General features: G+C 64.1%; 11 protein-coding genes and 1 pseudogene. 4 read left to right on the forward strand and 8 right to left on the reverse strand.

The annotated features are described in order from the left end of the window. Positions 1–73 precede the first annotated feature (73 nt). The 5 genes from FLG15_RS19545 to FLG15_RS19565 all read right to left on the reverse strand — a co-directional run bounded on the left by FLG15_RS19545 (position 74) and on the right by FLG15_RS19565 (position 5,985). Positions 74–979 carry a hypothetical protein gene (locus FLG15_RS19545; protein ID WP_150147126.1) on the reverse strand — a complete coding sequence of 302 codons (906 nt, stop codon included), beginning with the start codon at positions 977–979 and terminating at the stop codon, positions 74–76. 575 nt (positions 980–1,554) lie between these two features. Further along, entirely contained in the window at positions 1,555–2,586 is a 1,032-nt protein-coding gene (locus tag FLG15_RS19550; protein ID WP_150147755.1) for a TniQ family protein, read from the reverse strand. A 5-nt stretch (positions 2,587–2,591) separates the two neighbouring features. Continuing rightward, complete coding sequence (locus FLG15_RS19555; protein WP_150147130.1) at positions 2,592–3,479, reverse strand: TniB family NTP-binding protein; 888 nt, start codon at positions 3,477–3,479, stop codon at positions 2,592–2,594. After that, positions 3,476–5,386, reverse strand: coding sequence for a TnsB C-terminal domain-containing protein (locus FLG15_RS19560; protein WP_150147132.1), 1,911 nt, complete (start codon positions 5,384–5,386; stop codon positions 3,476–3,478). Before FLG15_RS19560 ends, FLG15_RS19555 begins: the two co-directional genes overlap by 4 nt. Beyond that, complete coding sequence (locus FLG15_RS19565) at positions 5,383–5,985, reverse strand: TnsA endonuclease N-terminal domain-containing protein (protein ID WP_150147758.1); 603 nt, start codon at positions 5,983–5,985, stop codon at positions 5,383–5,385. The genes FLG15_RS19560 and FLG15_RS19565 overlap by 4 nt, the downstream gene beginning before the upstream one ends. A 161-nt stretch (positions 5,986–6,146) precedes the next feature. Here FLG15_RS19565 and FLG15_RS19570 point away from each other — a divergent pair. Further along, positions 6,147–6,854: pseudogene (locus tag FLG15_RS19570) on the forward strand (ATP-binding protein); the annotation flags it as partial. Positions 6,855–7,187: 333 nt separating this feature from the next. Further along, positions 7,188–7,697 (forward strand): lipocalin family protein, encoded by a 510-nt coding sequence (locus FLG15_RS19575; RefSeq protein ID WP_057679040.1) that lies wholly within the window; start codon positions 7,188–7,190, stop codon positions 7,695–7,697. A gap of 215 nt (positions 7,698–7,912) precedes the next feature. Here the strand turns inward: FLG15_RS19575 and FLG15_RS19580 are convergent, their stop codons facing one another. Then, positions 7,913–8,089, reverse strand: a complete 177-nt coding sequence (locus FLG15_RS19580; RefSeq protein ID WP_017158194.1) for a hypothetical protein — start codon at positions 8,087–8,089, stop codon at positions 7,913–7,915. 378 nt (positions 8,090–8,467) lie between these two features. Between FLG15_RS19580 and FLG15_RS19585 the strand changes: the two genes are divergently transcribed. Continuing rightward, positions 8,468–10,030 (forward strand): EAL domain-containing protein, encoded by a 1,563-nt coding sequence (locus FLG15_RS19585; RefSeq protein ID WP_057679041.1) that lies wholly within the window; start codon positions 8,468–8,470, stop codon positions 10,028–10,030. Positions 10,031–10,094: 64 nt separating this feature from the next. On the opposite strand, the gene FLG15_RS19590 is transcribed toward FLG15_RS19585, so the two are convergent. Next, a complete protein-coding gene (locus tag FLG15_RS19590; RefSeq protein WP_017158196.1) occupies positions 10,095–11,216 on the reverse strand; it encodes a fatty acid desaturase family protein in 1,122 nt (373 codons plus the stop codon). Positions 11,217–11,225: 9 nt separating this feature from the next. Next, on the reverse strand, positions 11,226–12,302 hold the full coding sequence (locus tag FLG15_RS19595) for a ferredoxin reductase (protein WP_057679042.1): 1,077 nt from the start codon (positions 12,300–12,302) through the stop codon (positions 11,226–11,228). Positions 12,303–12,394: 92 nt separating this feature from the next. On the opposite strand from FLG15_RS19595, the gene fabR reads away from it, so the two are divergent. Then, positions 12,395–13,042, forward strand: a complete 648-nt coding sequence (gene fabR, locus FLG15_RS19600; RefSeq protein ID WP_005989260.1) for an HTH-type transcriptional repressor FabR — start codon at positions 12,395–12,397, stop codon at positions 13,040–13,042. Positions 13,043–13,505 lie beyond the last annotated feature (463 nt).

The raw sequence follows: 13,505 nt of genomic DNA on the forward strand, positions 1-13,505 counted from the left end.
CTGCTTACCCTTACGTAAGCTTGTTAGCGATACAGCTTCACTCAATGAACGCGGATATGTGTCAAGACAGAACTCAATCGGTGACAGCGCCCACCCGGGTTGCCCATGTTTTTACCAGCGGTTGCATGGGCTCTGGTACACGAATGCTGTCGTGCGCGTCGGACAGATGAATTTCCTCGCCCCGCGAGATCACGCGCCATTGGCCAGCAGCCAGACGCCTGACGGGGAAACCAAACGCCTTGGCGATTGCCCGTTGCAAGAGCTTCGTTGGCGCCTGTTCAATGCCGACCTGTTCGATCTTGCGCATGAGCACGGACAGATCGCGTACAGTCCGCGGCGGCCGCGCCTTACCGGCGCTGCGCTGCGGCATAGTGATCTCCCAGCCCAGGACCGTTCGACCGAAGGTGAGCCAACGGAACAGACTCGCCCGGCCGCCTGGATGGCGGCGCAGGAAGTGCTGCAGTTGCTCTTCACTGCACTCGCCGCTGTCACCAAGCCCCTCGATCTCGCACAGTTGACTCGCGGCGGTCAGGTACAGGCGGATCGTCCGCGTTGGCGTTTCCTGACCATCGAGCCAGTCGACATAGCGTTTAAGTACCGCTGCATAGGGCGCACGGCGCGAGGCGAGCAGCTTTTCTGTGATCCGGCTCCGCTCGACCTGCTCGACCTTGGCAGCCTCGTCTAGACTGGCACCGAGGTGCGCTTCGAGGAAGCGCACAGGCAAGAGATGCTTTCTCAGCTCAGCGACGCTGAACGTCTCCAGCAAGCCGTTGCCCCGGAGCATGTCCGGATCGGAGACCGAAGCATCCAGTCGGGCAAAGAAGGAAAAATGGCTGGCGAAGACCTTGGCCAGATGCGGTTTGTTCGGCTGCGCCTTGAGCAGCCATTGACCAAAGGCCAAGTAGGCCGCCCGTGACCAATCCCGCTCCAGCGCTAATACTTGGACTGCAGCATCACGCTCGATGCGCTCACGGTTCAAGCAGGCGGTACATCGGCCTTGACCGCTACCTGCCTGTATCGATCCACACCCCGGGCATGTGTGGACCTGCTCGGCCCCAGGCGTACACGCCTCGCAGTGGGGTTTGCCGTTAGGCAACAGGCCCACCACCGATCTATAACGCCGGCAAATTCCACAGCTGCGATGGGTCAGCTTGTTACGGCAGGCGTTGCAGATCTTGTCCTCGATCCCAAGGCGCGGCGCCCGGGACAAGTGGACGCTCTCCACGCCACACCACGCACAAGGTTCTGGCTGCAGGAAGTAAGGCGCGCACGAAACGCATACAGGCCGCCCGTCCACAAGTCGCGCGGCCTTTCCCTGCACCGAACGCTCGCAACGAAGGCATTTTCGGGTCACCCGTTCGCATTGCCGACAGATGGGCTCAGTGGTGGCATGGCGATGGGTTCGCGTTGGCCGCGCGCAGCGGGCGCATGGCAGAGGAATAAAAACCCGCGGGTAGCACGACGAGCAATACTCCGCTCCCTTGTGGAGGCGATGGGCGTTGATGATCGTACGGCCGCATTCGTCGCAGTACCGCTGTCCTTTGGAATCGATGCTCATTTGCTCGCCGCCTGCCACAGCAGTGCTGCGCGCGTGGTCCGCCAATCCGTATTACGACGCCGGTCCTGTTCCAGTTTGGCTCGCAGCGCGTGGCGCTTCCTGGGCTTCGTGTGACGCGTCCTTCCTACCGGCAGCTCTTCCACGGCTGACCTCAACCAATCCGGCAATGAACTCCTCACGAAGCTGCGTTGCGTCAAATGTTGGTCTTTCGCGATCCTCTTGAATCCCAGCGGCCAGCTGGCCAACACCTCGGCAACGCGCAGCACGACGTGGGCCCGAGTTTGGACACGGGCCAGCTCCAATGAGCGTCGTTGGTGCCTGGCAGGAGCACGCGGCGAGGGTGAGCGAGGCGCCAGCAGGCTGGCCAACACCCGCGCCCCTTGGAACAGATCCTCGCAACAGACGGTCTGACCGCCAATCTCCGCAATCCCGCCATGCAGGGCGCGCTCAAAGTAGGACTGCGCCTGCATCAGCGTGTCGATCGGTACGCTCAGATCCTGCGGAATCCTTCCCAACATGCAGCTGCAGTGATGACACAGCTTCACCGAGAGCATTTGCCGGTGAATGGCCAGTGGCGCATCGCAGTGGGGACAGGCGTCCTGCAGGAATCGCCGATGGTGGCTGCACACCACCATGAAGGACATGCGCCAGGCTCGGCAAAGGACCGGCCGCTCTGCCAGACAATCGGGGCAGTACTGCAGGCCCCAGCCTCGTCGCAAGCGGTGGTAGATGCCGACCCGATTGATCCAGGAGGCCGAGTCGCGTACCACGCCCTTGCTCAAAATGGCCTGGGCGCCGCGGAGTGTCATCTGCGCCACACATACCGGCGACAGCCCTGCCTTGACCGCGACTGCGGCGATCAGCGCGTCCGATGCCGAACGATCAATGTCCCGGTTCCAGACCGGAACACCGGGAAAGTGGAATGCGCAGAAGCGGTAGGGCGACAGACCGTGCCGCTGTGCCGCCCTGACCAGGAACGAGCTCAGCAACTCATCTTCCTGGGGTTCAACGGGCAGCGGCCAACGCATCTGGCTCACACCACGCGCGCCACTGCGTCCCAGTCACCCAGGCGCGTCCATCCCAGATCATCTAGGACAGGACCAGTGATGCGCTCCACGCCGGTGTTGATGGCATGTGCCGATGCGGCCTTGAGTAACTTCACCGTACCGCCAACGGTGTCCCCAGCCATTCCGTAAAGCTTCGGAGCCAGCTCGCGACTGGCCAGCTGCGAGGGCTCGGCCAGCGGCAGCAGTTGCTCGTAGCTGGCCAGGAATCGCAGGTACTCGCTGTTGAGCTTCCACCGATCCAGCGCCGTAGGCTCAAAGCGCGATTTCATCTGCGGATCGGAATTCAACGCGTTGATGGCCGCCTGCGTGCCGGCTGCAACGATCGAGATCTTCAGCTCGTTGCTCAGCCCCTTGATGGCCGCCAATAGGTCGCCCGCGGCCTTACCCGCATTGGTGAGATTGTTGAACTCATCGATCACCAGCAGCCGCACGTTGGCGTATTGCAGGACGGACTTGGCCTGCCGCTTCTTGATCGAGGCCGGATCCTTCTCGCGATGCGAGATCGCCAGCGCCCAAAGCAACGTCGACCAGAACTCGGTCTCGTCCGGCGTCTCCGGCATCTCGATGCGCAGGATCGGGGCGATCGGCGAACCCGACTCGGTCATCTGCACGGGATGTCGGTTGGTGAAATGCTCGATGATAGAACTCTTGCCATTGCCACTACGCCCTACCATCAGCAGGTTTGGCATCCGCAGGCTGCGCGGATAGGTCAGCAGCTGATCAAGCTGATCAAGGATTTGCGTCGCCCGGGTGTAGCCGATCCAGCGGTCGGTCTGGCAGAACGTGATCCGCTCAGACTTCGGCAGCTCCAAGGCCTGCGCAACGGCCGGGGTGAGGTGGTTGTATCGCGTCATCGGACCAGCGAGACCTCATCAAAGGGACGGATGGGCTCATCGAACGGGTCCGGCTCGATCGTGGACGCTGGCGCCGACAGCTGCGACACGTGGGGCGACGCTGCGGGCTTGGGCACATGATGCTTGGCTGCGGCCGGGTTGCGGGTAGCCTGCCGCCTGGCGGCCTTGCTCTTTTGCTTGGCCTCGGCAACCTTGGAGCGCATGCGCTCCAAGGCCTCGAAGATCAGGTTCTCATCCACGCCCCTTCGCCCTTCGGCCTTCAGTCGCGCCTGGACCTCTCTCAGCTCCCAGGCACTCATCGCCGGATAGCCGATGTTGCGGTATGGCAATGGCGTGTAGCGGCCATCCTTGGGATCAAGGAAATACACCTTGCTTATATCCCGCGGATCGCGTCGGATCAGGAATTCGCGCTTGGCCTTGGCATTGTCTGGGTCCATGGCGCTGACGTAGGGGTCCAAGACCGGATCGTAGTAGCTGATGTTGTCGATCTGGATGCCGTATTGCTGCACCGAGCGATGGAAGAACGGCATGAAGTCCAGGTGGATTCGCAGCGGATCTTCCGGTATCGGGAACATGCCGGTACCCGTGGAGTTCGCATCACCTAGGACGCCGAGGCTCCACTTGGTCTTGGGCGACATGCCCAGTTCGGAATGCACACGCTGGTGATAGACGTTGACGATGAAGTCGACCAAATGGTTCTCGAACTCTTTGAGCGTCAGCGCCGCCATGGCTTCGGAGTCATAGCCGCGGCGCTGTTGGGGGTTGGAGAAAGTTGCCCCCGGCAGCTTTCGGAGCTGATTGGCCATGGTGCCCATCAGGCGCTCGATGTGGCCGCCAAAATGCGGGAGCGTGACCGGACGCCATTGCAGGTCCATGCCGTACTCCTCGCAGGCCCGCTTGAGCATCTGGCCCCGGAATTCCTTGCCGTTATCGCTATGGACGACACTCATCGCGCCCCACACCGGCCACTCACCGCCCACGCCGAGCTCGGCCAGGTACTCGCGCTTGGGGCAGATCGCTTGCGCCAGGCACATGCCCACCGAAATCGCCGCAGGCTTCTCGAAAGTGACGTAAATGCCCGCGACCATTCGGCTGTACACATCAATCGCCAGGGTCACCCAGGGTCGTCCGATCGGCTGGCGATGCACCTCATCCACGAGGATGACGTCCGCCTCTGTGTGATCGATCTGGACCACGGCAAGCGGATGGTTTGCCCCCGGGAAGGCGCCCTGGATCGCCTCGTAGCGATTTCGCGCCACGTCCCGAAACCCGCGGCGGCGTAGGGTCTGCGCGGGTTCCAGTGCGGCAATGCGGCTTCGGACAGTGTTTGCGCTGGGCGCATCGATCTTGGCCAGACGGCAACGCCGTATCACTTCATCCACAACGTCCTGCTTGTTGTGGCGCTGCTTGCTCAGGTAAACGTCTTCGATGGCAGAGCCAATGACCTTTTCCTGCTCATCGCGGAGTAACAGCGCGCCACTCTTGCGGCCGCGCTTTTCCGGGACCAGCGCCGATACGTGTCCCGCGGCTTGGTAGAGCTTCAACCACTTGTACAGGGTCGAGGTGTGGACACGCTCCTTCTCGGCGAGCTTCTCGGCCATTGCGCGTGTGCGCAACGGATCTCCGAGCAATGGCTTGATCGCGGCGAAACGCCGCTGCGCTTCGGCCCACTCCTCCTTGCTGTATTGCGCCAGGTCCCGTTCGATGTCAACTCGGGATTGCGTATCCACTTCCGGTGCGAGTGGCGTCATCAATTCCACCCGCAAACGTTGGCTCTCGTGACTTCCTAGATCGACTGCAAGCACGCTGTCCACAGACAGCAAATGGGTAATGCGAAAGCGCCGCCCCCCATATCCGACCAACTGGCCAGGTTCCGCGCGAAAGAACGCCTTGGAAATTCCGCTCATGCGCTGCTTCCCGGCAGCCAAATGGGCGCGCTCATGGTGAGCGGCACATGGAGATCAGCACCGAGGCGGCCGGTGGCGATGAGCTTCCACAGCATAGGCAGTGCGGCCATCCGCGACTCTTCGGCCCAATAGGCCGCTGCCAGGAGCGCCTGTGGCGTGGTCGTGCCGAGCGCCCGCAGCGTGTAGAGCAGCTGCTGCACACAAAGATCCTGCTCGGGCATTGCACGATAGCGACGCAGGAACCTGGCGTTATCCAGCAGCGCAGTTCGGATGTGGCGCTCCGTCACAAGCTTGAAGCGCCAGCCGTGATCCCGGCAGTAGCGGACAGCGGCCTTGAACCGCGGGCGGTACGCCGACCAGTTCAAGCGCAGTTCTTCGGAGGGCTTCACCTCGTACACCACGGTGGCCATACCCGACTCCAGCCTGTAGTCAGCCCGCACGTCCGGCGTATAGCGGCGCGTTGCCCCTCGATGCTTGTAATGCAGAGAGAAGGGCTGGACCTGGATGGCCTGGACGCGGAGGTCGAAGTCGAGCGCTAGCAGCCAGTCACGCTCGAGCGAAGACTCGAAAGCGGCGGCCCCTCCATCGCCCAAAGTCACGCGTCCCGTCAGGCTTCTTCGGCTTGTCCGGAACTCGCGCACCGGGGTGTCAGAACTCAGTCGCGCCATTAGGCAGCATCCTAGAGGCAGTCGCCTCTATTACAGTGGCTTAGTCGTGCTATTTCCTGCAATCATCGGCGCCAGAGCCTTGATTTGCAATACATTTAGTCGCTGAATTTGCTGGAATTCACAGCGGCACGCACCCGCGCCCCGGCGAGATCTCGCTGTCTCACAACGGCGTGCTGTTCCTGGACGAATTGCCCGAGTGGCAACGGCAAACCTTGGAAGTGTTGCGCGAGCCACTGGAGTCGGGCGTGGTCACGATCGCGCGCGCGTCACGCAGCGTGGATTTTCCGGCGCGCTTCCAACTAGTCGCCGCCATGAATCCCTGCCCGTGCGGCTGGGCAGGCGATGGCAGCGGGCGCTGCCGCTGCAGCAGCGATAGCATCCGTCGCTACCGCAGCCGCATCTCCGGCCCGTTGCTGAACCGCATCGATCTGCATGTGGAAGTGCCGCGCCTTCCGCCACAGGCGCTGCGCAGCGGCAACCTCGGTGAAGACAGCGCCAGCGTGCGGACGCGCGTGGTCGCCGCACGACAACGACAGCTTGCACGCGGCGCGCTGCCCAATGCGCAACTGGACCAGGCCGATACCGACCGCCATTGCCGCCTGCAACACGACGATCAGGTGCTGCTGGAGCGCGCCATCGAACACCTGCAGCTGTCCGCACGCTCGATGCATCGCATCCTGCGCGTTGCGCGCACCATTGCCGATCTCGACGACAGCCCGGACATCGCCACACGCCATCTCACCGAAGCGATCGGCTACCGCAAACTGGATCGCGCGCTTGGCGCCGCCAGCGCGGCGTAGTTCGGCAGGTCAACCGGGGGCGCGGTCCGCAAGCCATGCGCGGGCGCGCATCCTGCTACTGCAAGGCGCCTGCATTGTCAGGAAGTGGCGCTGGTGCCAGTGCCAGTGCCAGTGCGCAACAGCATTCACCGTCACGGTGTTCATCGGATGCAGCCAATTGATCGCTCGCGCGACATCGGCGCACGAGTGGCATCGTGCCTAACGCCAGCACGCACCGAGCCGATGCCCTCACGGACGCCCGCCCTTGCTGCACGACCGCTGGCGCCATATCCCAACATGCATTTCATGGCGTTGCACGTACAACAGGCAGCACTCCATTGTGCAGAGGCCTGTATGAGCCACCACCCCGAACTTGCCACGGTCCCTTCGCTGGATCTGAATCGCTACCTGGGCACGTGGTACGAAATCGCCCGCCTGCCGACCCGCTTCGAGGATGCCGACTGCACCGACGTGTCGGCACACTACACCCTGGAAGACGACGGCAGCGTGCGCGTCCAGAATCGCTGCTTCACCGCGGAAGGCGAGCTGGAAGAAGCGGTAGGCCAGGCGCGTGCCATCGACGACACGCACAGCCGGCTGGAAGTGACCTTCTTGCCCGAGGGTCTGCGCTGGATTCCTTTCACCAAGGGCGACTATTGGGTGATGCGCATCGACGCCGATTACACGGCTGCACTGGTCGGCAGCCCGGATCGCAAGTACTTATGGCTACTGGCGCGCTTGCCGCAGCTGGACGAAAACATCGCCCAGGCCTACCTGGCGCATGCGCGCGAACAGGGCTTCGATCTGTCGCCACTGATCCATACCCCGCACACCGGGCGGCTGACCGAGCAACCGCTTCCGTAGGCGACCCCGGCTGGCTGGGGACTGGTCAGGCCAGCAACGACGCACCGCCTGCAACCCTTGCGACCTGGAGGCACTGACCAGTGGACGATAGGCATATGCTCTCAACGACCACCCAGCCCACAATCACCCACTGACGCAGTCGCCATGGCCACTGCCGTGGCGACCCAGGGCACCGGTCCTGGCGGCTGCATCGCGCAGACCAGCACCCCAACCTCTCAGTCGTCGAGCGTGCCGAGATCCTTGGCAGCTGCCTGTGCACCTTCCAGGCTGTCGAAAGCCACGCCCGTGTCGCCGACCACGTACTTGGTCAGCTCGCCGTCGCGTGTTGTCTCCTGCATCTTGAAGATCGGCACCGCATCGGTGCCGCCGACGCGTTCTTTCTGCGTTGTCATGCGTGATTCCTCCAGTGAAAGCGTCCTGCGTGGGACGGGTGTCCGGCTGCTCCCGGGCGGGAGCGCAGACAGTCCGACCCTAGCGCGGTCCTGCGTGCAGTCGCGTGAATCCGCAGGCGGCCCCGACTGCCACGATGCGAGGCAAGACGGTCGGAAAAAAATCACAGCCGCTTCGCTCCGCAAACGCGCGCAATGCACGCGTGTGTCGTACATTCGCGACGTGCAGCCTCATCAGTCCATGCCGTGCGTCACCAATCGCGACGTGTGCCGTTCGCGCACGCCGGTTGGCGTGCACGTTCGATCTGCGCAAGCCCGCGCTGACGGCGTTTCTGCAGGGGCCATGCGTGAACCGGCAGCACGGCCGTCGCGGGTGGTGGGATGAAGCGCCAACGCATCATCAGCGTCACCGTGCTGCTGGTGTTGCTGAGCGCAACGCTGCCGATCGGCCTGTCCTACTACCTGGCCTGGCGGCTGGCGTTGGCGCGCGAAGAGGGCAAGCTGAGCCAGCTGGCGGCGCTGTCGATCCGGCGCACCGAAACCGCCTTCGACGAGGCGCATGGCGCATTGTTGAGCATGGCCGCCTCGCGGTTGCCGCCGTGCTCGCCTGCGCACCTGGCGCAGATGCGCGCCTTGGTGCTGACCAGCCACTACATCGTCGAGCTGGGACGGTTCCAACAAGGTCGTCTCAGCTGTACGTCGTGGGGCCAACTGCGCAACACCGTTCCGCAGCGCACGGCCGACTTCGTGGTCAAACGCGGCATCGCGGTGACCACGCGGCTGCTGCCGTTGGCCAATCCGCAGCGTCCGCTGATGGCACTGCAACTGGGCGACTACAACGTCCTGGTCAACCCGGACACGCTGGCCGACATCAATATTCCGCCGGGCCTGCAACTGGCGATCGGCACGCCGGACGGGCAGATTCTCAGCAGCACCGGCACCGCCGCCGAACACTTGCTGATCGACCCCACGGCCAAGCGTGAGCCGGGCGACCTCGTGCTGTCGCAGGTGTTGTTCGGGCGCGACCGTCGTGGCGACTGGGCCGCGGTGGTCACCGAGCCGGTGGCCTATCTGCGCGGGCCGCTGGCGGCGGCACGCTTGCAGCTGGTACCGATCGGCATTGCCGTGGCGCTGCTGCTGGTCGGTGCGGTGCTGTGGGTCTCGCGGCGGCGCCTGTCGCCACTGGCGCGGCTGGAAATCGCCGTGCAGCGCGGCGAGTTCATCGTGCACTACCAACCGATCGTTGCGCTCGACAGCGGTGCCTGCGTTGGCGCCGAAGCGCTGGTGCGCTGGCAGCAGCCCGACGGTGTGCTGGTGCCGCCGGACGCCTTCATCCCGCTGGCCGAACAAAGCGGCCTGATCCTGCCGATCACCGATCTGGTGGTGGCCGAAGTCATCCGCGAACTCGGCCCCACCCTGGCCGCCGATCCAGCGCTGCATGTGGCCATCAATGTCTCCGCCGACGACATCAAGAGTGGCCGCGTGCAGGGCGTGCTGGCCCAGGCGTTGCGCGGCACCGGCGTGGACAGCGGCCAGCTGTGGGTGGAGGCGACCGAACGCAGCCTGATGGACATCGAGGCGGCACGCACCACCATCACCCATCTGCGCGGTGCCGGCCACACGGTGTCCATCGACGATTTCGGCACCGGCTATTCGAGCCTGCAGTATCTGCAGGGCTTGCCGCTGGACGCGTTGAAGATCGACAAATCGTTCGTGGACACCATCGGCACCCACTCGGCCACCAGCGCCGTGACCGCGCACATCATCGAGATGGCCAAGACGCTACGGCTGCGCACCATCGCCGAAGGGGTCGAGCGGCAGGAACAGCTCGATTATCTGCGCGCCCATGGCGTGGATCTGGCGCAGGGCTGGCTGTTTTCGCGCGCATTGCCCGCCACTGGTTTCATCGCCTACTACGCACAGGCACGCAGCGCCAGGCAGTGAACCCGGCAAGAAAAAGGCCGCCATTGGCGGCCTTTCGATGTCGATCAGGCGTTGCGCAACCCAATCACGCGCCCTGCAATGCAGCACTGCTCTGCCGCACCGGCTTAGGCCGGCTCGGGAAGGCATGGCGCACGATCCGCCACATCACCTGGCCGAACTGGCGCGGCAGCGAGCCGGTGTTGTAGTGCTGGCCGTAGCGCGCACAGACCTGCTTCACTTCGACGGCGATCTGCGCATAGCGGTTGGCCGGCAGGTCGGGATAGAAGTGATGCTCGATCTGGTGGCTCAGGTTGCCCGACAGCACGTTCATCAGCTTGCCACCGGTCAGGTTGGACGAACCACGCAGCTGACGCAGATACCAGTGGCCACGCGATTCGTTGCGGATGGATTCCTTCGGAAACACTTCCGCATCGGCGGTGAAGTGGCCGCAGAAGATGATCACGAAGGTCCAGATGCTGCGCAGCACGTTGGCCGCCAGATTGCCCAGCAGCACGGTCAGGAAGAACGGGCCGGCCAGCAGCGGAAAGACGATGTAGTCCTTGAGCATCTGGCGACCCATCTTGCGGCCGACCGGCAGGAACGAGGCACGCAATTCGGCGGCCTTCATCTTGCCGGCGAACCAACGGCCCAGACGCAGGTCCTGGATCGCCACGCCCCATTCGAACAGCAGCGCGAACACCACCGCGATAAAGGGCTGCAGCAGGTAGAAGGGGCGCCAGCGCTGCTCGGGGAAGATGCGCAGCAGGCCGTAGCCGATGTCGTCGTCCATGCCACGCACATTGGTGTAGGTGTGGTGCTTGAAGTTGTGCGTCTTGCGCCAGTTGTCGCCGGTGGCAACGATGTCCCACTCGTAGGTGTTGCCGTTGAGCTGCGGGTCGCCCATCCAGTCGTACTGGCCATGCATGACGTTATGGCCCAGCTCCATGTTCTCCAGGATCTTGGACAACGCCAGCAGCAGCACGCCGGCGATCCATGCCGGAATCAGCACGCTGTGCACGAAGGCGCCCAGGAACAGCAGCGCACGGCCGGCCACGCCGGTCCAGCGCACGGCAGCCACGATGCGGCGGATGTAGCGCGCATCGGCGGCGCCCACCTGGCGCAGCACGCGCGCGCGGATGGCATCGAGTTCGTCGCCGAAAGACTGCAGTTCGGCAGCGGACAGGGCACGGTTATGGACTCGGCTCATGAAGATTCCTTACAGATCCAGGATCAGGTCAGTGCTCGGCGCACTGATGCACAGGCGCACCTGTGCGGTGGGTTCGTTGCTGCGTTCACCGGTCAACAGGTGCCGGGTGGTGCCGGACTGGCGCGGGCAGGCGCAGGTATTGCAGATGCCCATGCGGCAGCCGTGTTTGGGCCGCAGGCCTTGCGCTTCCAGCCCTTCCAGCAGCGACTGGCCGCGCGGCAGGGTCAGGGTACGGCCGCTGCGTGACAGTTGGACCTGCACCTGGCCGGTCTCGGCCTGGTCCAGTGCCGGCACGCTGAAGGCCTCTGCCTGAAAGGCAGCCACGCATCCCTGCAGCCGCTCGCGCGCGGCCTGCACAAAACCGCCCGGCCCACAGGCCATCACATGGCGCTGGTCCAGCGCGGCAATGTGGTCCAACGAATAGGTGTCCACGCGTTCTGCGGGGGTCTCGCCTTCGCGGGTGGTCAGCAGTTGCACACGCAGGCGCGGATGCGTCGCGGCCAGCGCGGCGAATTCGTCGACGAAGCAGGCTTCGTCGCGCTGGCGCACCCAATACAGCAGGTCCACGTCCATCGGCATGCCGGCCTGCGCGGCGGCCTGCAGCAACGCGCGCATCGGCGTGATGCCCGAACCGGCGGCCAGCAGCAGGAGCGGAGTTGGCGTGGTCGGCAGCAGCATGTCGCCGAACGCCGGGGCCAGCGACACCACCGTGCCCAGGGCCGCATCGTGCGCCAGGAAGCGGCTCACCAGCCCGCCCTCGATCGCCTTGACGGTGATCGCCAGCCGGCCGTCGGCCAGCACCGTCGGGCTATAGCTGCGCAGCAGGCGGCGGCCGTCGATCTCCACGCCCAGGCTCACATGCTGGCCGGCCTGCAGGCCGCGCCAATGGCCGTTGGGTTGCAACACCAAGGTTACCGCGTCCCGGCTGGCCGGGGTGCGCTGGACCAGCCGCGCCATCGGCTGTTCCAGCGTCCACAACGGGTTGAGTCGGGTTGCCCAGAAATCGAACAGTTGCGGGGACACCAGCCGACGCGCCAGGCGTGCCGGCAACGGGGACTTGGACTTGCGAGGAGATGCCAGGTTCATGGGTCGCACTATACGCATGCATGTACAGCCGTGTATACACTTGTATATTGCCAGAGGGGCTATGATTCAGGCCCACGCCCGGCTGCAGCCTCATGACCTCTATCGCCCTGCCTTCCCACGACGCGCCGCCGTCCCGCAAGCCGGCGATTTCACGTGAGGATCTCATCGCTGCAGCGCTGTCCTTGATTGGCCCGCACCGCAGCCTGTCCACGCTGAGCCTGCGCGAAGTGGCACGCGAGGCGGGCATCGCGCCGAACAGCTTCTATCGCCAGTTCCGCGACATGGACGAGCTCGCCGTGGCCTTGATCGACCTGGCCGGGCGTTCGCTGCGCACCATCATCGGCCAGGCGCGCCAGCGCGCGACCTCCACCGACCGCAGTGTCATCCGTGTCTCGGTCGAAGCCTTCATGGAACAGCTGCGCGCCGACGACAAGCTGCTGCACGTGCTGTTGCGCGAAGGCGCAGTGGGCTCGGACGCCTTCAAGCAGGCGGTGGAGCGCGAACTCACCTATTTCGAAGACGAGCTGCGCGTGGACCTGATTCGCCTGGCCGCGGCCGACAACGCCAAGCTGCATGCTCCTGCCCTGGTGTCCAAGGCGATCACCCGGCTGGTATTTGCGATGGGCGCGGTGGCGATGGATTCGCCGCCGGAAAAAGATCCCGAGCTGATCGAGCAGATCTCGCAGATGCTGCGCATGATCCTTACCGGCGCGCGCACCCTGGGCACGCACGGCGGTTGATTGCTTGCCGGCGTCCGCGCGCTGCGGGCATCGGCATCGGCGCATGGACCGGGTGTCTACAGCGATTTTGAGCGCGCCGTGCAAACTTTCCGACGACTGCTCACGACGCGCTACCGGCATGCGTCATCGGCGGTGCTTGAATCAGATCATCGCCGGATTCCACCGCCCTCTTCGATTTCATCAGCGCGTTGTAGCCGATACACAGCTGCATTCTCTTTCGCCTCGCGAAAGATAATCCGAAAAATAATTGCATAAAGTGCTTGCATCGTTAAAAAGACGCAGGTAATGTTCGCGCCCTCAGCAGCCACGTCTGCACTTTCACCGAACCGACCTCATGTCCCTGCTCAACTCCGCCACATTCAATCGACTGCCCAGCGCGCACCGCGCGGCATCGTATGTGCGCACGAAGAAAGCAGACGTGCGCATCACCCTCTTCGACTGATCCCCTCAAGGAGATCGGTCA

The sequence above is a fragment of the Xanthomonas phaseoli pv. dieffenbachiae genome (assembly GCF_008639345.1).
Lineage (GTDB): Bacteria > Pseudomonadota > Gammaproteobacteria > Xanthomonadales > Xanthomonadaceae > Xanthomonas > Xanthomonas phaseoli.

What these genes read in the sequence shown, in the direction of transcription:
- FLG15_RS19585 (WP_057679041.1), top strand. Translation starts at nt 8,468, where the DNA reads ATGAAGCGCCAACGCATCATCAGCGTCACCGTGCTGCTGGTGTTGCTG.
- FLG15_RS19560 (WP_150147132.1), bottom strand. Translation starts at nt 5,386, where the DNA reads ATGAGCGGAATTTCCAAGGCGTTCTTTCGCGCGGAACCTGGCCAGTTG.
- FLG15_RS19550 (WP_150147755.1), bottom strand. Translation starts at nt 2,586, where the DNA reads ATGCGTTGGCCGCTGCCCGTTGAACCCCAGGAAGATGAGTTGCTGAGC.
- FLG15_RS19580 (WP_017158194.1), bottom strand. Translation starts at nt 8,089, where the DNA reads ATGACAACGCAGAAAGAACGCGTCGGCGGCACCGATGCGGTGCCGATC.
- FLG15_RS19595 (WP_057679042.1), bottom strand. Translation starts at nt 12,302, where the DNA reads ATGAACCTGGCATCTCCTCGCAAGTCCAAGTCCCCGTTGCCGGCACGC.
- FLG15_RS19575 (WP_057679040.1), top strand. Translation starts at nt 7,188, where the DNA reads ATGAGCCACCACCCCGAACTTGCCACGGTCCCTTCGCTGGATCTGAAT.
- FLG15_RS19555 (WP_150147130.1), bottom strand. Translation starts at nt 3,479, where the DNA reads ATGACGCGATACAACCACCTCACCCCGGCCGTTGCGCAGGCCTTGGAG.
- FLG15_RS19590 (WP_017158196.1), bottom strand. Translation starts at nt 11,216, where the DNA reads ATGAGCCGAGTCCATAACCGTGCCCTGTCCGCTGCCGAACTGCAGTCT.
- fabR (WP_005989260.1), top strand. Translation starts at nt 12,395, where the DNA reads ATGACCTCTATCGCCCTGCCTTCCCACGACGCGCCGCCGTCCCGCAAG.